The following is a 24,662-nucleotide window of genomic DNA, read 5'->3' as shown; positions in this document are numbered from 1 at the left end:
CCGTTTATTATATATACCCATTTATTCTCTCCAATTTATTGGTGTTGGGAGCGTCTAATCTTGAAATATATCCATGGACACGATACTATGGACATAGAATCTTTGAACTATATGCACCCGGGCAGTATATTCCTTTTGTGTATTCAAACATAACAACTGTAACTTTTTATTAAATGTATCATTAGACTTTGACATAAACGCCTCAAAATGATATATCAAATTCAGGGAGTAGGTCCGCTATGGAACAAATTCCACTATATCAACATATCGTAAATGCTTTAATGGCCAAGATTGAATCCGGGGAGCTCCAGGCTGGAGATCAGCTTCCGACCGAAGCCGAGATTTCGAAGGAATACAACGTCAGCCGGATCACCTCGAAGAGGGCGCTGACCGAGCTGGAGAATGCCAAGCTGATCTACCGGATCCAAGGTAAGGGAAGCTTCGTGAGCACAGACAGGGACCCTCAAAGGCCCCTGAGCAAGACGAATAAGGAGATCCTGCTAATTCTGCCATTCGCTCATAACCCGGGACTTGGTGATTACGAAAAAGGCATCAACGAATATCTCGCAACGACCGACTACACTTTGAACATTCAGTCCAATACGATTGTCGGACAGCGGAAGCTGCTGGAGGCCGCGCTTCAAAGCGCCAATTCGGGGCTGATTCTTTACCCGATAAGCAGCATCTCGGATCTTGGCATTCTGTATCAGTATCACCTGGCACAGTACCCGCTGGTGACGATGGATAAATGCATTGAAGGGATTCCGTTCCGTTCGGTTGTCTCCGACAACTTCGGCGGCGGATATCAGGCCTCCAAACATCTGATCGAGAATAATCATAAGAAGATCGCCTTTATCTCCTCCTTGAAGGTGGAGAACTCTTCCTCGATCCGGGAGCGGTATTTCGGCTATTTAAAAGCTTTGTATGATTACAAACTGATCGATTACAGCGTCAATGACTTGACCGACCGGTACTTAACCCATGACAACGACAACGGCAGAGAATACTATATTCAGTTTATTCAAGCCGTTGTGACGCAAGGAATTACGGGTATTGTTGCCGAGAATGACCTCATCGCGATCGAGATCATTCAGATTGCCAAAGAGCTGGGCCTGTCGGTACCGGATGATTTCTCCATCGTGGGCTTTGATAACATTCATCTCGCGGGCTTCGTTGAACCCAAGCTGACCACCATCTCCCAGGATTTCGGACAGATGGGGTATCAGGCTGCACAAAGCCTTATCACCCTGATCGAGAATCCCCAGGATCACCCGCATGAGAATACCGTGGTTCCCGTTCGTCTCATTGAACGACAGACCGTGAAGAAGCTGTAACACGCCTATTTCTAAAAACCAAAGGAGACTTTTACATGCTGAACTATATCGATACAAGGCAAGGCACCAACAACCAATACACCTATTCCAACGGGAATGCGCTTCCTTATACGGGTGTACCTTTCGGTATGAACCATTATGTCGTCCAGACCAAAAACGAAGGAAGCTGGTTCTTCAACCCTAATGACCGCGTCTTCCAAGGCATTCGCCTGACACACCAGCCAAGTCCATGGATGGGCGATTTCGCCCACTTCCTGATGACTCCGATTGCGGACGGCAAAATCAGAGGGTCCGTCTTCACCTGTCAAAGCTCCTACCGGCCTGAAGAAGCGACATTCAAGCCCCACTATCTCAGAGTGAAGCAGCAGCGTTATAACATCACCACGGAGCTGGTTCCCAGCACCTATGGTGCGGCAATGCGCATGAAGTACAATTCCGGGCAGCAGGCAGGCTTTGTCCTGAATGTTAATAACATAAGCGAGTTCCGACTGGATGCAGCCCAGCGCAATTTAACTGGCTATGTCAGCAACTTCGCAGGCTGTCACGATGACGGGTTCCGTATGTACGTAGCCATGAGCTTTAGCAAGGACATAGATCTCGCAACAACAGGTTATTACAACGAAGAAGGCAAGTTCTTCCCGGAGGTTGCTTTTGGCGGAGTCGACCAGCATGTCGTCATTCGTTTCAAAGACTGTGAAAGAGACGTGCTGGATGTTAAACTGGCGACGTCGTTTATTAGCCTGGAGCAAGCGGAGCTTAACCTTGAGCGTGAGCTGAACATATCTCTGGATGAGCAGAAGGAACTGGCTGGACAAGCCTGGAATCATTACCTGAACAAAATCCGGGTCACTCACTCGAACGAAGAATATATGCGCACCTTCTATACTTGCCTGTACCGCATGTTCCTGTTCCCGCAGAAGTTCTATGAGCTGGATGCCAACATGGAGCCGGTACATTACGATACAACGGCCCGATCCGTCAAGAAGGGCATTCTCTATACCAATAACGGCTTCTGGGATACTTACAAAACCGTATATCCGCTCTATTCCATCATCGCGCCCAAGGAGTATGAGGAAATGCTGGAAGGTTTCCTGAATTCCTACCGCGAAACCGGCTTCCTGCCAAAATGGTTGTCCCCGGATGAGCGCGGGCTGATGCCGGGCACGCTTATTGACGCCGTCATTGCGGATGCGGCGGCCAAGGGACTGGCTCAGCACCTGCTGCCGGAACTGCTGGAAGCCATGCTGACTGCAGCCACTACGCAGAGCGGACAGAATTGTTATGGTCGGCAAGGGACGCTGGACTACATCAAGTACGGTTATGTTCCAAGCAGCTATCACGAGAGCGTGAATCACACGCTGGATTACGCATACAGCGACTACTGCATCAGCCGTGTGGCCGATGTCTTGGGCCGATCGGATGTAGCAGACCAATACAGACAAAGCGCGCTCAACTACAGAAATATTTTCGATGCAGAAACCGGGTTTATGCGGGCCAAGGATCAGGACGGCCAATTCCGTCCGGATTTCAACGATACGAGCTGGGGGCTTGATTATGCCGAGGGAAGCGCCTGGCAGACCAGCTTTGCCGTATTCCAGGATTTCCAAGGCTTGATCGAGGCGTATGGTTCTAAGGAACGTTTTTTCGATAAAATCACCGAATTGTGCAATAAAGCACCGGACTTCGACGTACGGGGCTACGGCTTTGAAATTCATGAGATGAGTGAGATGGCTGCCATCGACTATGGCCAGCTGGCGATATCCAATCAGCCAAGCTTCCATATTCCGTATCTGTTCAACTATGTCGGGCAGCCCGCATCGTCCCAGGTCGTCCTCAAACAGCTGATGTCGAACCTGTTCAACAGCGGCTTTGACGGTTTCCCGGGGGACGAGGATAACGGCAGCATGTCCGGATGGTATGTGTTTAGCTCCATGGGCTTCTATCCGGTATGTCCGGGCAGTAATGAATATGTGCTCGGTATCCCGCTATTCGACAGTGTGAGCATTGAGCTGCCAAACGGTAAACAGATGTTGATTCATACCGACAACAACAATCCACAGTCCAACTTCGTAGCGAACGTCCAATTAGAGGGACAGGATTACACCAAACTGTACATTACGCATGAGGATATTCTGGCAGGCAAGTCCCTCGATTTCCGTCTCGGACTGGCACCAAGCTACCGTGCTTACAGCTCTGATGAGCTCCCGTTCTCGATATCGAAGAAGTAACGATTACAGCTTAGTTCATACATGTAAGGGGTATCCCCATCAGGACAACGGCCTGGGGATGCCCCTTTTTTGTTATCCTGTTTTTCAGCAATTGGTTTTATAAGTTCAACGCTCGGCTTTTCTTCCTGATATTGAAATAACAGGAATTTTCAAGATCACCTCGGGAAACAATACACTTGATTCACATTATGATCTATTGCTAAGAAATGGCGGGGTGACTTCATTGTGGTCAGTAATTGTATCCTATATTCCGAAGTGGACGATTTGGGTTCAAGCTTTACTACTCGTACTGGTGCCTTTCCTCATGCTGGCGTTAACCAATTGGTTTCGGAAATCTATTAATTCGAGTTACGCCCTCAAACCGAACAAACCCTCTCCCCCCGAGAGAGAGGATAGCGTTCCGCCACAGGCTCTCATGACGGGGCTTTACGATGCGGATTTAACATCCGTCCGTAAAGCAATCGGTAACAATGGGGACGTGGAATTCAGGGAATTTACGATCCGGGGGACGGGAACTCGGGCAGTCATCGTTTTTGTTGACGGATTGATGGACAACGATCTTATGGACACCCATCTTATACGCCCCCTCATGATGGTCGGAATTCCAGAAACGGAGCAGGAACAGTTCAATCGTTCAAGCGATACGATCAAAGCCTATATCAGCAGCCAGATGCTCCCTGTAAGCGAAATTAAACATACCGATAGATTACTGGAACTCGTACAATCTGTTCTTGCGGGAACAACCGGTTTATTGGTAGATGGAATGCAAGGCGCCTTCCTGGTTGGTTCTGCCAAGGGGAAGAGCCGAAATCTGGAGGAACCTCTATCCGAAGCACTTCTTCGAGGCCCGCGTGTCGGGTTTACCGAGAGATTGGCAGACAATACAGGATTACTACGGCTTCACGGAAAGAACGAAAGCCTCCTGCTCACCAGATTTGTAGTTGGGAACCGGGTGAAAAAAGATCTGGTCATCGCCTATATGAAGGATATTGCCGACCCGAAGCTAGTCGATGAGGTCGTTACGCGAATTCAGAAACTCGAAATCGACGACCCTCTTGAATCGGGATATATCGAGCAATTAATTGAGGAAAATGTCATGAGTCCTTTTCAGCAAGTACAAAACACGGAAAGACCCGACAGGGTGATCGGGTCTTTACTGGAAGGGCGGGTAGCTATCCTGCTTGACGGCACGCCGTATGCTCTAATCGTCCCTGTCACGTTCAGCATGCTGCTGCAGTCGCCGGAGGATTACTACGAGAGATGGATCTCGGGATCCTTTGTCCGCTTATTGCGTTTTCTCTCGGCCCTACTGGCGCTGCTAGCACCAGCTCTCTACATTTCGTTTATTTCGTTTCATCCCGGGCTGATTCCGACCAAGCTGGCGCTGACCATTATCGAAACCAGGCAGGGCGTGCCCTTTCCCTCGATCATTGAAGCGCTCATCATGGAAATCGCCATTGAAATATTGCGGGAAGCCGGGATCCGGCTCCCGAAACCCATCGGGCCTGCGATGGGCATCGTCGGTGGTCTGATTATTGGTGATGCTGCCGTACAAGCCGGTATTGTCAGTCCGTTTCTCGTTATTGTCGTGGCCGTAACCGCCATCTCTTCCTTCACGATCCCGGTCTACAGTGCCGGAATTACACTGCGCGTTCTTCGGTTTTCCGCGATGTTCTTTGCGGCAGTGCTTGGACTGTTTGGCGTCGTGATGTTCTTCCTTCTTCTCTGCAGTCATTTGGTCATACTGAAGAGCTTCGGCGTACCTTATGCAAGTCCAATGGTGCCTTATGGGATCAATGACTTGAAGGACTTCCTCATTCGGTTCCCGCTGAAAGTGATGAAGAAACGACCTCAAATGTTAAAACCGAACGACCCTGACCGCAGAAATTAATCATCCTAAGCACGAAATGAGGCTATGACCATGAGCAGTGCAAATAACAGCACCCATGACCAGATCACCACGTCTCAAGCTGCCGTCATGATCATTAACTACATGCTGGGTGCCGGTATCCTGACACTCCCCAGAACGACGGTGGAGGCTGCCAAAACGCCGGATGTGTGGATCTCGATTCTCATCTCCGGTTTGATCATCCTGTTGGCAGGAATGATCGTTGTGGCGTTATGCCAAAGATTTCAAGGGAAAACATGGTTTCAATTTGTACCTGAGATCACCGGGAAATGGCTGGCTTTTGTTCTAGGCCTGCTGTTTATTGGTTTTTTCATTACCATTGCCGCTTTTGAGATCCGGATTATGGCGGAGGTAACGGGGTTATATCTGCTGGAAGGCACGCCCGTTTGGGCCATCGTGATGACCTTTATGTGGATCGGTCTGTATTTGACCACCGGGGGGATCAACAGCATCGCCAGAATCTGCGAGATCATTCTGCCGATTACGCTGGTTTTTTTCCTCATAGCGATCCTGTTGAGCAGCAACATTTTTGACATCAAAAATTTAAGGCCGGTACTCGGCACAGGGTTTATGCCCGTGATTCGAGGGTTAAAGCCATCTCTGCTATCTTTCACGGGTTACGAGATCATGTTTGTTGCCATGGCGTTTATGAAGGCTCCCAAAAAAGGCACCAAAGCCATGCTCGTCGGCATTACGGTGCCCCTGGTGATCTATTTAATCACCGTCATTATGGTTATTGGCGGGCTGTCCATAAACGGAGTTGAGACAAGAACATGGCCGACACTGGACTTAATGCGGAGTTTTGAAATGCAGGGACTGATATTCGAGCGTTTTGAGTCCCTGCTGCTTGTCATCTGGATTATGCAAATATTCTCGACCTTTGCGATAACGCATTATGCAGCCTCGCTAGGATGGTCCCAGCTGCTTAAGACGAAAATACGGCCCTTTCTCTTTATCCTGCTTCCTGTCATCTTCCTCATCGCGATGATTCCGAAGGACGTATCGGAAACATTCAAGCTGGGAGATGTGGTAGGTAATGCCTCTATCTATCTATTTGGCGCTTTGCCATTACTCTTGCTTCTGATCAGCATCGTCCGTAAGAAAGGTGTGAAGCCGAAATGAACAGGTATATAAGATATACGTCATTATTGGCGGCGAGCATCCTGCTGCTTCTGACTACCGGCTGCTGGAGCAGCAACGAAATTGAGGATGTCAGCGTTTATGTTGGATTGGGACTCGATACAGCGAATGAATCCAGATTCGAACGAGATATCAATAAACAAGGGGCAACCTATCCGAAGAAGAAAGTACTGACGGCAACGGTTCAGATCGTACCCCCAATTGCGGGAAAGAACGAGAAGCAAGGAGGGTCCGGTTCTTCATCGCCAAGCAAGGCCTACCTGAACGAACAGTTGACGGGGGACTCCATCATTCAAATCTTTCGCCAGTTTGCATTACGTAGAGACCGGCCCCTTATCGGCCACCATCTGAAGGTCATCGTGGTTTCAAGCGAATTAGCCAAAAGGTACAGCTTGGAGCAGGTATTTGACTTTATTCTCCGCGATAATGATATCCGCCCCAGCTGCCTAGTGGTGGTAAGCCACCGAAGCGCGCTCGAAGCGTTAAGCTCCACTGAACCTGGGGAGATCCCTGCTTTCTACTTGATGGGACTCGTGGATAACCGTTATCGTTCCAACAAAATCATCCCGCCCGTGACACTCATTAAGCTTGACAGCGCCATGCAATCCGGGGAAAGCTTCCTGTTGCAAAATGTCGTTACCGCTCAAAGCGAGCATAAATTCTCGGGAGCCGCCATTTTCAAAGGCAAGACCAAGAAATGGATCGGGGAATTAAGCCAATATGATCTGGAAGGCTTGTCTTGGATTACGGCAGACGTGAAGGGGGGCGCGCTGAAGACGTATGCGCCGAAGACCGGCCATACCGTAACCTTTGAACCCAAGAAATCCCACAGCACCATCGTGCCTAAGATTCAGGGAGACGAAATTTCATTTCATATCAAGGTTAATGCCGAAGGCAGATTAATCGAGGATTGGAGCTTTCCGGAGATCCCCTCATCGGGTGGATACATCTCAGAAATGGAGCAGCAGTTTGAAGAAGAGGCCCATAAACAGATCAAACAGGTCCTGAACAAAATGCAGCATGTCTATCATGTGGACGTTGGGGGTTTTGGCACTGAGCTCCGCATCAAACATCCGAAGGTGTGGAAAAAAGTGCAGGAGAATTGGGATGAAACCTTCAGCCAAGTCCCGATTACGTATGAAATCAACATGAACATTACGGACTTCGGTTCCTCAACAGATTAAACGAGCGCTGACAATGACGGTCAGCGCTCTTTAAGTTCTCGCTGTTGATTACACCAGAAACATCGCTACGACTGTAGTAGCGGTCAGACCCAGCAGCACCGGCTTCAAATTTCGTCTTGCCAGCTCGAATGGGCTGACTCCGCAGATGGCTGCAGCCGGAATCAACGCCCACGGAATGAGCGTGCCGCCGCCTACCCAGATGGCGGCAACCTGCCCAAGCGCTGTCAGGGTAGCCGCACCTGAGCCGATAGCCGTAGCAAACAGCTGCGCGATCGATCCGGCTAACGAGATACCGGAGAAACCCGAACCGTCCAGACCCGTAATGGCACCGGTGATCGTCAACGTCACCGAACCTACCGCGCCGTTCAGCGGCACCGCATTCGCGAGGGCAACCCCCAGGTCGTTCACGATACCATGGGATGCTTCCGGAAGCACTTTACCGAACAAATCGGTAAATGCCGAATCCCCCAAATAGAAGAACGCCGCGATAGGAATGACGGGACCGAACACCTTGAATCCAAACATGAATCCCTCGATCAAATAAGAGGTGACCTTCTCCAATCCCCGATTACGATGTGCTACCAGGGCAATGACACTGAGGATCAGGACGGCTGTGCCGCCGACCAAGGCTGTTGCATCGCCGCCCTGCAGCTTTAGGATGAACATGGCGACAACATCTGCTGCGAACAACAGCAGAATGACGATAGCCAACCATTTTTTCATAGCCGGGGATATGGCCGCAACAGCCTCATCCTCTTCGGTACGCGTGGTGAGCGTGTCTCCCGTGCTTTTAATAGTTACCAGTCCATCTCTCCAGCTGCCGTTCCGCTGATCTCTGCGCATCATCCAGAATGCCGCCACGGTTGTTACAAGTCCCATCACGATCACGAGCGGCACACTGGCAGCCATGACACTGGATACAGGCAATCCAGCCGCATCCGCGGTTAATTTGGGCGCACCCTGGATGATATAGTCTCCCGATAACGCAATGCCGTGCCCGAACAGATTCATTGCCATCGCTGCACCGAGGGCCGGCAAACCGACACGAATAGCCACAGGGAGCAGGACCGCACCAATTAACGCAACTGCCGGTGACGGCCAGAAGAAAAAGGACGTTACCATCATAATGATTCCGATGCCCCAGTAAGCCATCGCGGGAGTACGCAGAAAACGGGTTAACGGAGCCACCATCGTCTCGTTGATCCCCGTCTTGATCAAGACCCGGCTCATCGCCACGATGATGGATATAATCATGATGGTGCCCATCAGCTCTTTGGTCGCATAGATGAATGAATCAAACACACCGGAGACCGAGCCGCTCAGCGTTTCCGTTGCCAAAAGGCCAAGCGCAAATATTCCGGTAATACAAACAAGCGCCGTATCGCGCCGCCGGATCAACAGCGTCATGATCAAGACGATAAACGCCAGATACACCCAGTGAATCGCGGTTAAATGAATCCCCATATGAATCACGCCCCTTCCCAGGCAGCAGGTTTGATGTGACTACATCTTATGCATGGGCCTGGGCAAAGGTTAATTTGGGATCGTACAATGGGTTACCTTCCGTTCAGAAACATGAATCTCTGGATTTCCAACGCCCTCTCCAATTCGGGTATAGTAAGAACATAATGTAGTTTAGGAGTTCAAAGGAGCTGGAACCGTGTATACCATCCTGATTGTGGAAGACGATGAACGAATCGCGGATAAATTAAGATCGGCTATTTCCAAATATGATTTTAACGTACGGATCACCGAAGACTTCAGCCGCGTGATAGACATTTTTGCGGATACGAAGCCGGATCTGGTTCTGCTGGACGTCAATCTGCCGAAATTCGACGGATTCTATTGGTGTAGGCAAATCCGTACCCAATCGCACTGCCCGATCATCTTCATCTCGGCGCGAGACAGCGGCATGGATCAGATTATGGCCTTGGAAAACGGAGCGGACGATTATATTACGAAGCCGTTTGACATGGAGCTTGTCCTGGCGAAAATCCGCAGCCACCTGCGCCGTGCGGTCGGTGCCTATGCCTCCGGTCAGGAGGATGAGCATACCATCGAAAGCGCCGGTCTTATCATCTATCCCGAGCGATACGTTGTGACCTATGGAGACGAATCAGCCGAGCTTACCCAAAAGGAAGCAGCCCTGCTGACGATGCTGATGGAAAAAGAGGGCCGTGTGGTCAGCCGCGAGCGGCTGCTGGACCTGATGTGGGAGGATCAGCACTTCATTGATGACAATACGTTAAATGTTTATATTACAAGGGTTCGTCGCAAGCTTCGTGAGCTGGGCGCCGGAGATCTTATCGAAACCGTCCGGGGAGCAGGCTACCGGTTCATGACGGGCAGGGAGACCCCATGAAACTTTTCTTGCGGGAGCATCTCCCGCTCATGCTGTTTTTTACCGTTCAAATGCTGCTTGTCCCCCTGCTGTACTGGCTTACCGGTGAAGGCAGGCCCTTTACTGTCGTACTATACGGTGTGCTGTTAAGCAGTGTCGTGCTGCTTCTCTATCTTGCTTACCGGTATCTTTCCCATCGCACGTTGTATCGAGAGCTTTCTTCCGAGAAGGTTTCGGAGAAGGAATTCTTAAGCCCTCCCCTGGGCGAAGCGCCACTACCGGAAGCGATCTACGAGCGGATTGGCCATTACGAGCGCTTATACCGCGAACAGCTGCATCGGCATCAAAGCCAAACCGACCAGCATCTGGCTTTCGTCAACCGCTGGGTACATCAGATGAAGACCCCGCTGTCGGTTATTCAGCTAACGCTCGATGAAGTCGAAGAGGCACCCGCCGAGCATATTCGGGAAGAGCTTGATCGTATTCGCAAAGGCCTCGAAATGGTGCTGTACACCGCGCGCCTGGACCGGTTTGAGCAGGATTTTGCTGTAGAAGCCATCGGGCTCCGTGCTGCGGTAAGCGAATCCGTGGTCGAGAACCGCAAGCTGTTCATTCGTAAGGGGATTACGCCGGTGTTCCAAATCGATGATCGGATCTCCGTCTATACGGATGCCAAATGGTTTCGATTTATGCTGGGTCAGATTTTGACGAACGCCGTGAACTACTCCGGCAGCCCCGGCAAGAAGATTCAATTAAAAGCAGAAGCAGCGGGGAAACACATCAAACTCTATATCGGCGACGAGGGGATCGGCATTGCACCGGAGGACATCAACCGGGTGTTCCATCCCTACTTTACCGGAGAGCGCGGTCGGCAATATCATGAATCCACCGGCATGGGCCTGTATCTTGTGCGTGAAATCGCCAATAAGCTTGATCATTCCGTAGAACTGGAATCCACGCTCGGTGAAGGAACCACCGTTACCTTGACGCTGCGCCGAGCCGAAAACCAAGACACATCTGGACCTTAGGTGTGTCTTCTTTGTATCGGGAGATGACCCCAAACCTCACGCCGATAATCTTAAGATACGAACAAAAAATGCGAACATAACCTTATGGCAGATGTAAGCTTCGTTTCACCTAAATCCATAGCAGGGTCAGGTCAGTATACGATAGAGTTAGGCTACACTAATAAGGTATACAGAAAGGAGCTTCTGGATTATGGATATTCTTGAAGTAAAAGCATTAAACAAAGTATATGCGGGCAAAGTGGCGACACAAGCTCTTACCGATATTCATCTCACCATCAAAGAAGGAGAATTCGTCGGCATCATGGGCCCTTCAGGCAGCGGCAAAACCACCCTGCTGAACATGGTATCCACCATCGATCGTCCAAGCTCGGGCGAGGTCAAGATCGGGGGCAAAAATCCTTACACCATGAAAAAAAGCGAGCTTGCCCACTTCCGCCGCAGACAGCTCGGCTTTGTGTTTCAAGATTTCAACCTGCTCGATACGTTAACCGTTGCCGAGAATATCGTGCTTCCGCTTACGCTGGACCGCCGTCCGCTCAAGGACATGGAGTCGCTGCTGCAGCAAACCGCTTCACGGCTTGGCATTCGCGAAATTCTGAATAAACGCGTGTACGAGATTTCGGGAGGTCAACGACAGCGCACCGCGATTGCCAGGGCTATCATCAGCGCGCCGCTGTTACTGCTTGCGGATGAGCCTACAGGCGCACTCGATTCCAACTCCTCACGGATCGTGATGGAGTCGTTAGCCGAGATTAACGAGCGGGATCGTACCACATTAATGCTGGTTACGCATGATCCTCTCGCCGCAAGCTATTGCAACCGCATCGTTTTTATTAAAGACGGCAAGCTGGCCGCCGAAATTCACCGCGGAGAGAACCGGCAGGCCTTTTTCCAAAAAATCATCGATACGCTATCGTTCTGGGGAGGGAATACAAGTGAGCTTTCCTCAATTCGCGTTTAACAACGTCCGGCGTAACGCACGTCAATATTTCGCTTACCTGCTCAGCAGCTCGTTCATGGTCATGATCTTTTTTACGTATGCGGTATTCATCTATCATCCGGCCATTGAGAATTCGCCTATGGGCACGATGACGCGTACGGGAATGACAATCGCCACGGTCATCGTCTACGTGTTTGCGTTCTTATTCGTGCTGTATTCGATCAGCGTCTTTCTGAAGTCGCGGAACCGGGAGTTCGGTATTCTGACCATCCTCGGAGCTGAGGCCAAACAGATCAATTGGCTGATCTTCCTGGAGAACATTCTGATTGGCGCCATTGCCATCGTAACGGGCATCGCCAGCGGAATGCTGCTTTCTAAGGTGTTCCTGCTCATCAGCACCAAAGTAATCGATATGGACGAGCTGCCGTTCTATTGGCCGGTCAAAGCGATGCTGCTGACCGCCGGTGCGTTCGCTGCGCTGTTTCTCGTCATTTCGCTCTTTACCTTGTTATTTATCCGAAAGAATCAAGTTCTGGAGCTTCTCAAAGGAACCAGCAAACCAAAAACCGAGCCAAAAGCCAATCTGTTCCTGGCCCTCTTAGGCGTGGTGCTCCTTACCATCGGCTTTACCGTCCTTCGTGTCAAAGAGTTAGACCCGACTGGATTGATAATCGCTGCGGTAACCGGAATTATGGGCACGTATTTCTTCTACTCCCAACTATCCGTGTGGATTGTCCGCATGCTGCAGCGAAATCGCAGAACCACCTGGAAAGGAACAAACCTGCTGTGGATTTCCGAAATGAGTTACAAGATTAAGGATAATGCCCGCATGCTGTTTCTGGTCACGGTTGTCGTAGCTCTGGCTTCCATGAGCACCGGCTTCGTGCTGGCCATGCAGCAATCGATTCGATCGGTATATTTGGATAACCCCTACGCGCTTAGCTACACCTACTATAGCAATGCCGACGATACTAAGGTGCAGGATGAGCTGGCCCTGATTGAAAATCGTCTGCAGACAGAAGGGCTGGAGTATAAACGGGCGGAGGTCGAAACCATCTATTATCGCTTGTCAGCGAATGGAGAGGACTCCTTACACATCATGCCGCAATCCCATTACGACCGTTTGGCTGCTTTGATGAATACCAAGCCGACCGGGACATTCGGCGAGAATGAAGCCTTACTGGCAGAAACCCCGAATGCAGCGAAGAAGAGTAAAGGGAAGCTAACGGAAGCGGATATCGAATTATCCGGTCAACCCTACTCTTTCAGCTTGGAGAACCGCACTGACCGGATTGCGGCTGTGGTATATAGCGGCAGATTGCTGGTCGTTACGGACACCATGTTTGAAGAGCTAAGGGGCGGGAACAAAGCAGATGGAATCAGTGTGAATCATACGTATCCGTTTATTCTTCCCGATTCCCAAGGACTCCCCCAGAAGGATGATCCTGAAACCAAGCTCGGCCTTGAGCTGTCGGAATGGAACGGAAGTGCAATCAGTGAAGGTTATATAGAATCCAGAGCGGAGAACTATTACACCAATAAACAGGGCTTTTCGTTATTCAGCTTTATCGGGGTGTTTGTCGCCTTAATCTTCTCGATCTCATCCGCCAGCTTCCTGTACTTTAAACTGCATACAGAGCTTTCAACAGACCAAACGATGTACCGTTCCCTGTCCAAGATCGGACTCAGCGCCCGTGAGATGAACATCTCCGCGACGATTCAGATTGCTGTGCTGTTCTTTATCCCCATTCTGGTTGCAGCCCTGCAGTCCTTAGTCGTGCTCGGTCCGGTTCTTGCATACCTGGATTCTCCTTATGTAAGTGGCCCTGTATTGGCGGCTTCATCGGCATTCTTGGCCGCTCAAATGATTTATTTCCTGATCGCCAGAGCCCGTTATATCAAGTCTGTGAATAGGATGATGGTGTAACTAATGGCTACTGTAAAAAATGAGACCGTGATGAAACGCCAGCCTGCCACTGGAAAGGGGCGATTGCACTTTTTAGACCAGTTCAGGGGTTTTGCGCTGCTTGGTCTGCCGTTTGTTAACGTATTGGCGCTTTGGCTCATCGCCACGCCGAAAACCTCAGCGGATTTTTGGATGCAGCGCGGGCTTACCTTTTTTGTGGAAGCCCGATTCTATACAATCTTCACGTTCCTGTTCGGACTAGGATTCTACATGTTTCTATCACGAAGCGCTACAACGGGTGGAAAGCCAAGACTTCGGCTGTATATCCGCCGGTTAGTTATTCTGGTGCTGATCGGCGTCATCCATCAGCAGTATCAATCGGGGGAGGCATTATTTCATTATGCGATTGTCGGCCTGCTAGCGCTTCCCCTCTATTGGGCGCCAAGGAGAGTTAATCTAGGTATTGGAGTGGTCGGGTTTACGATTGCGGCCGTCATAGGAGTCAAGCTGCTTACCATTCCGTTTCTGATCCTGTTAGGGCTAGCCGCGGGCCAATACCGATTACACGAAGCGATCAGCAAGGGAGTACGATGGAGTAAGCTGCACATGGTGTGGCTGCTGTCATTGCTCGGAACCGTCATTGCGATCGGGGCCATGTGGTGGGCAGCACCTCCCGAGCCGATGCCCCCGTTTCTATTCATGATAGAAGGCGAATCGCCGTCATCGACCATGCAGGCAGCCTTAACTCTGGCACATATCGGGGTGGCAACGGGTCCTATCGTATCTGTATTTTATCTAAGCTCTCTCTTAATGCTTGGGCGTACCCGCGCAGGTGCGAAGATGCTGTATCCGTTACAGGCATACGGCCGGATGGCGCTTACCAACTACATCGGACAAACCGTCTTTCTGGTAGGTATTCAGCGCTTCATACTGAACACCACACCGACGACTTATGTCGTATCTACACTCGTTTCCCTTGGGATTGTAGTCTGTCAGATCATAGCCAGCAATCTGTGGATGCGTTGGTTCCAATACGGACCCCTAGAATGGTTGTGGAGATGCGGCACCTATTGGACGATCGTGCCGATTCGCAAAAAAGCAGGAAACCTATAGGTCTCCTGCTTTTTTTGTCTTTCGCCCCATTACCATGTAAACGCCAAATATCAGTGTCCATATAAACACCGGGCCTGAGGTGATCGGATAGATGATAACGCTGAGTTTCGGAAGCAGTAGTGCTGCAGGTATGCCAAGCGCTCCCCACAACCCTGCTGCTATGCCTATCCATCCCATAACCGGTTTCACAGTTTCTTCAGAGAGCAGCGCAATGCTAAGCAGGCTTATTCCGATCCAGGCCAGCATCATGGCAAAATCCCCGGCCATAATACCGAACGCAAATAACCCGACACCCAAGGCTGCCGTTCCCGGGTCTTGAACCGAGCCCCATTCCTGGGCCAGCACGGGGAGAACGGTTAACTCCATCGCAAGTACGATTACCCATATCGTCATCGCCGCAATGAACAAGCGGGCAGCCATCATCGCTGAAGGCTGTTTACCAGCCGCAGTCTCCCCGAGAGACAGGCCGCCAAGCCATAATAATATAGCCGCCAGCATCAGGCTGTGATCCCATTGCCAATAAATCAACATGTCCGGAATCATCGAAATAACATGATGACCCGTCCAGGGATCCGTAGCTGGAGGGTGCATAAGTGTAGCTGTAACAAACAGCGCTCCGCCCAATAAAATACTGATGCCTGCATAACGGCTAACTCGGTTATTTGCCTTCCATTTGCTCATGAGGGATTCCCACCTTCTGCTTCGTCGTCTATTTATCCTTATCCTTCCCGTTCCGTATTGAAACTAGAAGTTTGAGATTGCCCGCCGACTTTGGTGAAGGGTGCCCCTCCATAGCACTTCTTATCGCTCCTGTCCCCTCCCGCTATCTCATCCTCCGCTCCAGGTGCCTGATCTCCTGCTCGATGACCGTCAATCCCGCCTGCGGACAGCCCAGGAAGTACAATATCTTATGAGTCCTAATCTCCATCAAGCATATGCACGCAGCCGATCATCAATTAGACCCAGCAGCCATTCCCTTTCTCCAGGTACATCCTCTCTCAGCCTGGCTGCCGCTACGGGCAGCATCCACCGGTCGATATCCTCCTGCTTCGCATGGGATAATCGGCAGTATTCATTTAGATATACTTTATTCCACAGGATTCGGGCCATCCGAAGCGGAAGCACCAGAATGCCCGGCTGATCATCCGGGTTAAACGGCGATTGGAACATGAGCGATGTCCTGGCGACGTCGCATAGTGGGTCACCAATCGTGGCGTTATTCCAATCGATCGCCCGGCATCCGCTTTCCGCGACGATCACATTGTCCGGGTGAAAGTCGCCATGGCAGATGGAATCGCCTTCCGGAAATGAATCCAGCACCTTGCATACGGCCTGGGCTTTTTCTTGCAGGATGCCGCTTGCATCAAGAATTGCATGCTCCAGCCTTTCTTTTTGCGACGGCAGCAAGGTTGTTGTGCAGCCGTGCATCGCATGCTGGAGCTGTGCCATCTCACGAGCGCACTTCATTAGCTGAAGTGGTGACGATTGAACCTGATGCAGCATCGACGGTCCTGTAACCCGTTCATACACCAGCCCTGTTCGTCCCTCGATATCCACCATGTCAAAGACGGCAGGAGCAGGCACGCCCGCTTCGGCAACGATGCGGCCCATCTCCGCCTCATATGTCACCCATTCCCGGCGATACCCTTCATAATACAGCTTTAATGCCTGAGACTCTCCCCATTCATACACCTCGGCGCTCCTGCCTTTTCCAATCTGCGTACCCTTCTTCAAAGCAATCCTCCGCTTTCTCTACATCAGCTGGATTTTGATTTCGAACGCATCACCAACCGCTGAATCCAGCCTGGCTTCTGAATCCGGCAGTTGTGAAATGCGGATATCTTCCATTCCCCGTTCACCTTGATCAGCATGGATCACTGAATCTTCTTTGAACACATTGTACGATAATCCGGCCGAACTGAATTCCCGCCCCGGGATGATAACCGACTCGGTCTTGGGACCGAGTTGTTCCTTCAGATCCGGCGAACTGCGTTCTTTACGTAAGCAGGAGCGCGAGATATGATATCGTTATCCATGAGAGACCGAATCGTAAAGGAGGTTGCAACCGGCATGATGAAGATCAGCGCTTTTGCCAAGGTCAGCGGCATTTCCATCAAAACATTGCGATATTATGATGAGCTGGGCCTATTGAAGCCGGCCCATATTGATGAACAAAGCGGATACCGTTACTATTCCGAGGAGCAGCTTCTGACCGTCAAGCGGATTGCCGCTTACAAGGAGCAGGGGTTTACCTTGGAACAGCTCAAGCCTTTTTTTGAAGAGGATATAGGAACCGATGTCGTTAAGAACAAACTTGCGGATAAAATGACGGAGCTTCAGCATGCAATGCGGAGCCTCCAGCTGCAGTTGGATGAAGTGAACAGCAGGATAACGCGCTTGGAACGAGCCGAAGGAGGGAATCCAAGTGGCCCCATTATCCGGGAAGTCCCATCCCAGCGTGCCGCTTTCATTCGTGACCAAGTCCCCCGCAGCCAGCTATGTCTCTTGCTGGATGAGATTACGAAATACGCTGCCTCTTATGGAGAAGAGGAAGCCAGGCAGCTAGCCATTCTTTGGCATGACCACGGCAGCGGGAATGCCGACATCGCCGATATCGAAGTCGCAGTCCCCATAACTAGGGACATACCTGCTAATGGGCGCGTTCGTGTGGACTTTCTGCCGCAGCTGATATCTGCCGCATCTCTTGTACATCGTTGTGATCCGTGCGCCTATACCTGCCCCGTCATACCCGAGCTCAAGGCATGGATTTCGTCCCAAGGCCTCGTTCAGTCGGAATCGGAACCGATCCGCGAGATCTATCTCACCTCGGATAAAGATATCTATGGCAAGAAGCGCCCTGCGGAATTGCTTATCCCCCTACAAGGTAACGCGGATTAACCCTTCCTTGCCGTGAGGGCTACCGAAACGAACCTCGACTCAGTCTCTATCCGTACTTGCAGAAGCAGTAACTCCGGATGTCCTTTATGTTCATGAAAAACGCTAGAATAATTCTAAACCGCCCTCTTGACTCTCCCCTTAACAGGAGAGTGTACAGTAGCGTTAAATCGAACAAGAGGAGTGGGATTTCATGAAACGATTGGAAGACAAAATCGCATTGGTTACAGGCGGAAGCCGAGGAATCGGCAAAGGAATCGCGCTTCGGTTAGCGGAAGAAGGGGCTCTGGTCATTGTCCATTACGGAACCCGCCGGGATGCTGCGGATGAGGTTGTCCAGACCATACAAGATCAGGGTGGTCGAGCTATCGCTTTAGGTGCCAAACTGGAATCAGTAGACGGAGCAAAAGGACTCATTCATTCACTGGAGGAGGAACTTCTTCGCGTAACGGGGGACAACCATTTCGATATTCTGGTGAATAACGCAGGCATCGGAACCTCCAACACCTTTGAAGAGACGACCGAGGAAAGCTTCGATGAGCTGCTTGCCGTCAATGTAAAAGCACCGTTCTTCCTGGTCCAACAGGCGCTGCCGCTCCTGCGTGACAGCGGACGCATCGTCAACATCTCTTCCGGTGTTACGCGTATCGCCTATCCGCATATTATGGCTTACAACATCACCAAGGGAGCCATTAATACGTTCACCTTGCATCTCGCCAAGCTGCTGGGCCCCCGCGGAATTACGGTGAACGCGGTGCTACCAGGGATCGTGGACACCGATGTGAACGCATCTTGGCTGCATACGTCGGAAGGACAGCAGCATGCTGCGGAGATGTCCGCGCTTGGCCGAATCGGACAGCCGTCCGATATTGCCGATGTCGTAGCGTTTCTCGCATCAAGCGACGGGCGCTGGGTCACGGGACAAATGATTGACGCTACCGGAGGCTCTCATCTGTAACGATAAGAAAAACGTCGATCGACGTACTCTCAAAGAAGACAGACCGCGTTTAGCGGTAGTTTTTCTTGCAATATCAGGCAGCAGATCCTCCGAAATTTATGCTTTCTGATATCTTAAAAAGAGGCGATCCGTGTCTGGCATCAACGCCAAGCAGGATCGCCCTTTTTCTTGTATCTGCTGTTTAATCGGATTCAGCCATCCGCACAACCGACTTTCGCTCCGGGTCCCAGCGCCATGACGGAGCCTTGCCCCGCACATGCAGGCCTCCTACCCATTTATCGATCGTTCCGGAGCAGGCATAGTCGGTCTTCCCGGCTAATACCTCATGCCCCAGGCTCGTCACTTGCAGCAGCTGATCTTGGAAATGGGGTACAGCCAGTTTAAAGTCCGGAAACGACGCTGTACCATTAATAACCAGCAACGAATCCGGGCCCTCCGTCATCTTCGCCAGGTAATACCAGAACTCCAGATCTCCCATTCCGAGTGTATGGAGTTGGTCACCTACCTTGCGGAACAACTCATACGGCTTATGGATTCCGCCCGCTATAGCCTCCAACGTCGTCTGCTCGATGATCCCGAGTCCATTGCTCACAGAGGGCAGCCGGGCCAGATGGGCTTCGAATGCTGCCCTCGCAAAAGGCAGTGCCGAGGAATCCACCTCCAGCATGCGCTGGTGTTTCTCCGGCCGATCCGAGGTATAGCCTTCCCACAACATGCTGCCCAGCATAAGTTCCTCTTCTCCAATCGTGTGCCATGTGCCCGATAACGTCTCGAGCTGCTCCGTGCTAAGCTGCCCCAGCCCCCGAAAAAGCTCGATGCCCGGGTATGCGCCAATGCACAGCAGACTAAGCTTCGTATTTCCCAGTGACTGTTCCTTAAACCAATGCAGCAAATAGGCCAGCATGGTCTGGTCAAACAGATCATGCTCAAACCAGAACACGATTTCATTATATTTACGAAAATCCTGTAGCTTCCTCTCCTGCGATTCGCAGGTCTCGATATATTCCTTCTCCGGAATCCCGAGCGTTTGCTCCAAATACCGAGCTCTTGTTCTCCGATGATCCGGCTCGTCCATCTTCGTGAAGACCGGACCAAACGAATAAAGCTCCCTCCACACCAGGATATCTCCTTGAACGTTCCCTTGTTTCAGCTTATCCCCTACCGAATCCCCGTTAACAATATGCAACATACGCCTGCCTCCCTCATACAGATCGGTGAACACTGATACAAAGTCGGCTACATGAAGCGTGTTCTTCAGCTTCCGCCGGGCATCAAAGAGCCTCTTCTTCAAAGCGGGCAAGGATATATCCAAATATTGCGAGATCTCCCGCAGGCTGTAGCCTTGAAAATAATAGAGCTGGACTGCAATCCTCATGCTCGTTGGCAAATCCGCGATCGTGGCATGCAGCTGACCGATCATCTCTCTCTTTTCCACGACCGAATCTAAACTTCGCTGATCTCCAGCCGGCAGCTCAACCTCATGCAGCGGTAATGTCTGAAATTGCTTGCGGCGCAAGTCCCTGTAACACTGCCGCTCCACGATCACTTTGAACCATCCGGGAAAACGCCGGGGATCCTGCAGCTTATGCAGATTCGCAAAGGCCTCCGTAAAGGCCTCCTGCACGGCATCTTCCGCTAAATGGGGATCCTGCAATTTATCGTAGGCCACGGCCAGCGCCATGCCGGTAAAATGTCGAACCAAGCTTCCCTGTGCCTCCGCACTGCCCCGCCGGGCTTCCTCAATCCACTGGAACACGTTCACCTAAACCTCCCTTCCCGGTGTCTCTATCCCTTAAGTGCCGATCTGAACGAAAAAGGTTACCTCTCTTCAGGAATTCTGCACCGGATGGATGATATATCAAAAATTCCCCATTGCCTTCGTCGGCGCCTCCCAGGCACGGTTCAGACACCCGATTCCTCTTGACATTCACCTAACACCTGTGTGATGATACTCACCAAATCATCTTGTTCTCTCTTCACATCCGAAAAGAGCTGCGTTAGATGAATTTAAGAACAACATACCACACGGCTATGAGAAGAAATAGTAGCTTATCTCTCGAGGTCCAAGCGAACCGGCGAATGGTGCGAGGCCGGTACCCCGGAATAAGTGAATGGATCTTCTCGCTTCAACCCGAACCTTTCGGCTGTGCCGGAGCAGTAGGCCTTGACGGTTCTCCACCGTTATTATGGAGATATGGCAGGAATCATGGTGCTTTTTCCCATTTCCACGTCATGCTAAAGCGCGACTGTACAGTCGAATTCGGGTGGTACCGCGGAGTTACACTTCGTCCCATAGTGGGATGAGGTGTTTTTGTGTTGTTCGCAAAACAATTAGGAGGTGTGTTATGCAGCGATTATTGTCAGGCATTAAGCCGAGCGGAGATTTGAATATCGGTGGTTACGGAGGGGCTCTCCGTCAATATGTGAAAATGCAGCATGATTACGAGTCCTATTTTTTCGTGCCGGATCTGCATGCGGTCACGGTCTATCAGGATCCAAAGGAGCTGCACCAGCGCACGCGAGACATTGCCGCGCTGTACATCGCGTCGGGCATTGACCCCGATAAAGCGACGATCTTTCTGCAATCCCAGGTCCCCGCGCATGCAGAGCTCGGGTGGTTGCTGGAGACGCAGGCGCATTTCGGTGAATTAAAACGGATGACCCAATTCAAGGAGAAATCCGAAGGTCAAGAAACGGTAAGCTCGGCGCTCTTCACGTATCCCGTCCTGATGGCTGCCGATGTGCTGCTCTATCAGGCAACGCATGTGCCCGTCGGGGACGACCAGAAGCAGCATCTGGAACTGACCCGCGATGTGGCTGAACGCTTCAACAACCGGTATGGCCGCACGTTTACGGTGCCTGAGCCGATCATTCAGGATATTGGCTCCCGCATCATGGGCCTTGACGATCCGTCCAAGAAGATGAGCAAGAGCAATCCGAACAAAAACAGCTGCGTCCACATGATGGATTCGCCGGAGGATATCCGCAAGAAATTCTCGAAAGCCGTTACCGACTCAGACGGCGAGGTCCGGCATGACTGGGAGCAGAAGCCGGCGGTCAGCAATCTGATCGAGATTTACTCGGTATTCTCCGAGGAAGCCATCTCCGTCATCGAGAAACGGTATGAAGGCCAGGGATACGGCACGTTCAAGAAGGAATTGGCCGAAGTGGTCATCGAGAAACTACAACCGATCCAGGAGAGGTTCCATCAAATCGTGAATTCCTCCGAGCTTGATCGCATCTTGATGGACGGAGCGAAGCGGGCTTCCGAAACCGCAGGCCCAACACTGCTTGCCGCCAAGAAAGCGATGGGATTGGTCACGTTCTGAAAGAACCGAGAGGGCGTCCCCTTAATATCTGCATCCTGCCTCAGGAATCAGGTCAAGGGACGCCCCCGCTTTATATTTTATACATAACTCTGTGTATCCCGATTCCGTCCGAACTTGTAGGTTGCAATCAGCGATAAGGCCAAGGCAAAAGCCATCAGAATCGCCATATTCAGAATCACCTCGTTCAGGCCGCTTCCTTGCTGAAGCTTGCCGAACGTATCGAGCAGCCAATACTGCGGCAGGAAATCGGCGATTCGCTGAATCGCTTCGGGCATCACGGTAAGCGGGAATACGCACCCCGCCAGCAGCGAAGTCGGCATGATCACCATCGTCTGGATTCCGTTCGCCATCATGGTGCTGTCCGAGAACGCGACAATGACCTGTGATAAACTGACCGCGACCAGAGCGAACAGCGACAGAATCAGGAACATCTGCCAGAGCGGAATGCCAGGCTCGATATGAAAGAACCGGGTCATGACAAACAAGGTGGCCGCAATCTGGATCATCATCAGAACGATATTCACGATGGCATTCGAGAAGACGTAGCTGCGGGCCGTAATAGGCGACGATAAGAGTCTATAGTACGTACGATTCTCGCGATCCCGGATCGTCAATGCCGATAAATTCACGGCGGAGAATAACATGAACACAACCAAGTAACCGATCGTCCGGTTGGTCATATCATGATTGGCCGATTGGTCCGCAACCGTGGTCGTGGACAATTGAAACGTAGAACTCCGATAACCGCTGTATAATTCGTTAAACGCGGCGGCATCGCCACCCGCTATAACCCCCATGGATGAAATATTCTGGACGTACGCGTTTAGATACGATTTGACATACCCCGTAACTTGAGCGCCCTTAATCGATTCGATCCGGACCGGCTCGGGTGTCCCCTGAATTACGCCTTTCGCAAACCCCTCGGGGAAGATTAGCACCGCATCCAGCTCACCCGACACAACCAAGTCATCCGCTTCCGATTCCCTAATGACCGATGCCTCGGTATGCTCCAATTGAGCAACAAAATCGATCGTATCTTGCGTGATCTTCTGTTCGATATCGTGGTTCACGATCCCAATGTTAACGGAAGTCTCTCCGGAACCCTTGTAGATTAAGGTGGATAGCAAAATGCCGACAATGGGAAGCGCAATAACGAGCAGCAGATTTTTATAATCCTTCAACGAGGTCAGCATCGTCTTTCGAATGAGCCAGAGCATATCCTTCAACATTACAGCCCCTCCCTTCTTCGCATCGAAATCATGGCTACGGCCAGCAGCAGGATGGAAAAACCGATATTCAGCATCATTGCATGCATGGCTGCCGACCCACTGCCAGAATAGATGAGCTGCAGCAGCGCTTCATTGGACCAATGCAAGGGAGAATACGTTGCAGCCTCCCTCATGAATCCCGTTGTGCTTGCAACCGGCGTATATCCTCCGCCAAAGAACGCAGCCAGTTGAATAATGACCATGATGACAGCTCCGGCTGCATTTCCCTTCAGCACGTAACTGATGCCAAGCCCCAGGCTGAGCGCAAATAGGATCTCGGTGAACAAAACCAGGAATACCATGATGGGGTTCTCCCCCCAATAGGCATTGAACATATATTTGCTGATCAGCACAACGATGATGACAAATACGGCATTGATCGCGAGCGTGCCCGTTATTTTTCCGGCAAAAATCTCGGCTTTCGTCACCGGTGAGGCCAATAGGCGCTTTGCGGTGTTTCGCTTTCGCTCACTATCGATGAGTCCGCCTGCCGTCAAGGCGCTATACAGGATGATCATCGTCGTGACTGCAATCGAAAAATAATCAAGCGAACCCGGCTGCCTCGCTCCTTGAATGGAAGACTCCAGCACATAGCTCCCTCCATCATCAACAAGCGGCTTGCTCTCATATTCCAGATCGATCTTCGCGGCTTCGGCTGACAGCCGGTACCGGTCGGCAAATGCGGACAGCATCCCTTGCACAATCCCGTTCTCCATACTGTTGCGGCTGTTTCCATCATATCGGATGCCTTGGCCGTCCATTTCCACGTAACCGGTGTACCGGTTGTTTCTCACTTCCTGCCCTCCGTCCATGCCTTCCTCGACTTGCTCAAAGACCATGCCCGATGAACGCTCCGCCTCCTGCATGAAAACCTGCCATTGCTCCGTAAGCGCGGGTTCTGCTCCGTCGTTATGGTATAACACCCGAATGTCTCCAATCGTGGTACTGCCGTTAAAAGCATTCGAAAGCGCCGTCCCTAGGATCAGAATGAGCAGCACCGGGGTTGCCAGCATGAATACCAGCATCTGCGGCTCCCGGGCGATCTTCATCTCCTTCAGCGCGATTCTCAGTACGTTCATGTACTTCCAC

19 protein-coding genes and 1 other annotated feature are annotated in these 24,662 nt (G+C 51.2%); of the genes, 13 read left to right on the top strand and 6 right to left on the bottom strand.

Going from position 1 to position 24,662, the window contains the following annotated elements; all coding sequences use genetic code 11:
• Positions 1–239 precede the first annotated feature (239 nt).
• The 5 genes from M4D81_RS04615 to M4D81_RS04595 all read left to right on the top strand — a co-directional run bounded on the left by M4D81_RS04615 (position 240) and on the right by M4D81_RS04595 (position 7,795).
• Positions 240–1,334: a GntR family transcriptional regulator gene (locus M4D81_RS04615; RefSeq protein ID WP_071220506.1), complete on the top strand. Its 1,095-nt coding sequence runs from the start codon at positions 240–242 to the stop codon at positions 1,332–1,334.
• A gap of 35 nt (positions 1,335–1,369) precedes the next feature.
• Positions 1,370–3,562, top strand: coding sequence for a GH92 family glycosyl hydrolase (locus tag M4D81_RS04610; RefSeq protein WP_260064697.1), 2,193 nt, complete (start codon positions 1,370–1,372; stop codon positions 3,560–3,562).
• A 223-nt stretch (positions 3,563–3,785) separates the two neighbouring features.
• A complete protein-coding gene (locus tag M4D81_RS04605) occupies positions 3,786–5,453 on the top strand; it encodes a spore germination protein (protein ID WP_071220607.1) in 1,668 nt (555 codons plus the stop codon).
• A 30-nt stretch (positions 5,454–5,483) separates the two neighbouring features.
• Entirely contained in the window at positions 5,484–6,593 is a 1,110-nt protein-coding gene (locus M4D81_RS04600; protein WP_260064696.1) for a spore germination protein, read from the top strand.
• Entirely contained in the window at positions 6,590–7,795 is a 1,206-nt protein-coding gene (locus tag M4D81_RS04595; RefSeq protein WP_260064694.1) for a Ger(x)C family spore germination protein, read from the top strand. The genes M4D81_RS04600 and M4D81_RS04595 overlap by 4 nt, the downstream gene beginning before the upstream one ends.
• Before the next feature lie 48 nt (positions 7,796–7,843).
• On the opposite strand, the gene M4D81_RS04590 is transcribed toward M4D81_RS04595, so the two are convergent.
• On the bottom strand, positions 7,844–9,259 hold the full coding sequence (locus M4D81_RS04590) for a hypothetical protein (protein ID WP_260064693.1): 1,416 nt from the start codon (positions 9,257–9,259) through the stop codon (positions 7,844–7,846).
• Positions 9,260–9,455: 196 nt separating this feature from the next.
• Here M4D81_RS04590 and M4D81_RS04585 point away from each other — a divergent pair, with 196 nt between their 5' ends.
• From M4D81_RS04585 to M4D81_RS04565, 5 genes are all read left to right on the top strand, one after another.
• Positions 9,456–10,157, top strand: a complete 702-nt coding sequence (locus M4D81_RS04585; protein ID WP_260064691.1) for a response regulator transcription factor — start codon at positions 9,456–9,458, stop codon at positions 10,155–10,157.
• Positions 10,154–11,164, top strand: coding sequence for a sensor histidine kinase (locus tag M4D81_RS04580; RefSeq protein ID WP_260064689.1), 1,011 nt, complete (start codon positions 10,154–10,156; stop codon positions 11,162–11,164). The genes M4D81_RS04585 and M4D81_RS04580 overlap by 4 nt, the downstream gene beginning before the upstream one ends.
• A gap of 190 nt (positions 11,165–11,354) precedes the next feature.
• Positions 11,355–12,125 (top strand): ABC transporter ATP-binding protein, encoded by a 771-nt coding sequence (locus M4D81_RS04575; RefSeq protein WP_071220513.1) that lies wholly within the window; start codon positions 11,355–11,357, stop codon positions 12,123–12,125.
• On the top strand, positions 12,100–14,031 hold the full coding sequence (locus M4D81_RS04570) for an ABC transporter permease (protein ID WP_260064687.1): 1,932 nt from the start codon (positions 12,100–12,102) through the stop codon (positions 14,029–14,031). Before M4D81_RS04575 ends, M4D81_RS04570 begins: the two co-directional genes overlap by 26 nt.
• A 3-nt stretch (positions 14,032–14,034) precedes the next feature.
• Positions 14,035–15,123, top strand: coding sequence for a DUF418 domain-containing protein (locus tag M4D81_RS04565; RefSeq protein ID WP_260064686.1), 1,089 nt, complete (start codon positions 14,035–14,037; stop codon positions 15,121–15,123).
• Here M4D81_RS04565 and M4D81_RS04560 read toward each other — a convergent pair.
• The gene (locus M4D81_RS04560) at positions 15,118–15,804 is read right to left on the bottom strand and encodes a hypothetical protein (RefSeq protein WP_260064685.1); all 687 of its coding nucleotides are present in this window, start codon (positions 15,802–15,804) and stop codon (positions 15,118–15,120) included. The genes M4D81_RS04565 and M4D81_RS04560 overlap by 6 nt on opposite strands.
• 246 nt (positions 15,805–16,050) lie before the next feature.
• Positions 16,051–16,857, bottom strand: coding sequence for a phosphotransferase family protein (locus M4D81_RS04555; RefSeq protein WP_260064684.1), 807 nt, complete (start codon positions 16,855–16,857; stop codon positions 16,051–16,053).
• A gap of 285 nt (positions 16,858–17,142) precedes the next feature.
• On the opposite strand from M4D81_RS04555, the gene M4D81_RS04550 reads away from it, so the two are divergent.
• Both M4D81_RS04550 and M4D81_RS04545 read left to right on the top strand, forming a co-directional pair.
• On the top strand, positions 17,143–18,021 hold the full coding sequence (locus M4D81_RS04550) for a MerR family transcriptional regulator (RefSeq protein WP_260064683.1): 879 nt from the start codon (positions 17,143–17,145) through the stop codon (positions 18,019–18,021).
• 190 nt (positions 18,022–18,211) lie between these two features.
• Complete coding sequence (locus M4D81_RS04545; RefSeq protein ID WP_260064681.1) at positions 18,212–18,976, top strand: SDR family oxidoreductase; 765 nt, start codon at positions 18,212–18,214, stop codon at positions 18,974–18,976.
• 181 nt (positions 18,977–19,157) lie between these two features.
• On the opposite strand, the gene M4D81_RS04540 is transcribed toward M4D81_RS04545, so the two are convergent.
• Positions 19,158–20,738, bottom strand: coding sequence for a sigma-70 family RNA polymerase sigma factor (locus M4D81_RS04540; protein WP_397376656.1), 1,581 nt, complete (start codon positions 20,736–20,738; stop codon positions 19,158–19,160).
• A 260-nt stretch (positions 20,739–20,998) separates the two neighbouring features.
• Positions 20,999–21,272 (top strand) — a binding site (T-box leader).
• A gap of 49 nt (positions 21,273–21,321) precedes the next feature.
• On the opposite strand from M4D81_RS04540, the gene trpS reads away from it, so the two are divergent.
• Positions 21,322–22,305 (top strand): tryptophan--tRNA ligase, encoded by a 984-nt coding sequence (gene trpS, locus M4D81_RS04535; protein WP_260064680.1) that lies wholly within the window; start codon positions 21,322–21,324, stop codon positions 22,303–22,305.
• Positions 22,306–22,382: 77 nt separating this feature from the next.
• On the opposite strand, the gene M4D81_RS04530 is transcribed toward trpS, so the two are convergent.
• Both M4D81_RS04530 and M4D81_RS04525 read right to left on the bottom strand, forming a co-directional pair.
• The gene (locus tag M4D81_RS04530; RefSeq protein WP_260064679.1) at positions 22,383–23,534 is read right to left on the bottom strand and encodes an ABC transporter permease; all 1,152 of its coding nucleotides are present in this window, start codon (positions 23,532–23,534) and stop codon (positions 22,383–22,385) included.
• Positions 23,534–24,652 carry an ABC transporter permease gene (locus M4D81_RS04525; RefSeq protein WP_260064677.1) on the bottom strand — a complete coding sequence of 373 codons (1,119 nt, stop codon included), beginning with the start codon at positions 24,650–24,652 and terminating at the stop codon, positions 23,534–23,536. The genes M4D81_RS04530 and M4D81_RS04525 overlap by 1 nt, the downstream gene beginning before the upstream one ends.
• Between the last annotated feature and the right edge of the window lie 10 nt (positions 24,653–24,662).

It is taken from the genome of Paenibacillus sp. p3-SID867 (assembly GCF_025142895.1).
In the GTDB taxonomy this organism is placed as follows: domain Bacteria; phylum Bacillota; class Bacilli; order Paenibacillales; family Paenibacillaceae; genus Paenibacillus_AQ.
The sequence above is the reverse complement of the archived record's forward strand: the minus strand, read 5'-3'. Positions and strand labels throughout refer to the sequence as shown.

Excerpts from the sequence above, each read along its gene's own strand:
- M4D81_RS04610 (WP_260064697.1), top strand. The coding sequence starts at position 1,370 with ATGCTGAACTATATCGATACAAGGCAAGGCACCAACAACCAATACACC.
- M4D81_RS04545 (WP_260064681.1), top strand. The coding sequence starts at position 18,212 with ATGAAACGATTGGAAGACAAAATCGCATTGGTTACAGGCGGAAGCCGA.
- M4D81_RS04600 (WP_260064696.1), top strand. The coding sequence starts at position 5,484 with ATGAGCAGTGCAAATAACAGCACCCATGACCAGATCACCACGTCTCAA.
- M4D81_RS04560 (WP_260064685.1), bottom strand. The coding sequence starts at position 15,804 with ATGAGCAAATGGAAGGCAAATAACCGAGTTAGCCGTTATGCAGGCATC.
- M4D81_RS04550 (WP_260064683.1), top strand. The coding sequence starts at position 17,143 with ATGATATCGTTATCCATGAGAGACCGAATCGTAAAGGAGGTTGCAACC.
- M4D81_RS04590 (WP_260064693.1), bottom strand. The coding sequence starts at position 9,259 with ATGGGGATTCATTTAACCGCGATTCACTGGGTGTATCTGGCGTTTATC.
- M4D81_RS04595 (WP_260064694.1), top strand. The coding sequence starts at position 6,590 with ATGAACAGGTATATAAGATATACGTCATTATTGGCGGCGAGCATCCTG.
- M4D81_RS04530 (WP_260064679.1), bottom strand. The coding sequence starts at position 23,534 with ATGTTGAAGGATATGCTCTGGCTCATTCGAAAGACGATGCTGACCTCG.
- M4D81_RS04615 (WP_071220506.1), top strand. The coding sequence starts at position 240 with ATGGAACAAATTCCACTATATCAACATATCGTAAATGCTTTAATGGCC.
- M4D81_RS04525 (WP_260064677.1), bottom strand. The coding sequence starts at position 24,652 with ATGAACGTACTGAGAATCGCGCTGAAGGAGATGAAGATCGCCCGGGAG.
- trpS (WP_260064680.1), top strand. The coding sequence starts at position 21,322 with ATGCAGCGATTATTGTCAGGCATTAAGCCGAGCGGAGATTTGAATATC.
- M4D81_RS04580 (WP_260064689.1), top strand. The coding sequence starts at position 10,154 with ATGAAACTTTTCTTGCGGGAGCATCTCCCGCTCATGCTGTTTTTTACC.
- M4D81_RS04575 (WP_071220513.1), top strand. The coding sequence starts at position 11,355 with ATGGATATTCTTGAAGTAAAAGCATTAAACAAAGTATATGCGGGCAAA.
- M4D81_RS04565 (WP_260064686.1), top strand. The coding sequence starts at position 14,035 with ATGGCTACTGTAAAAAATGAGACCGTGATGAAACGCCAGCCTGCCACT.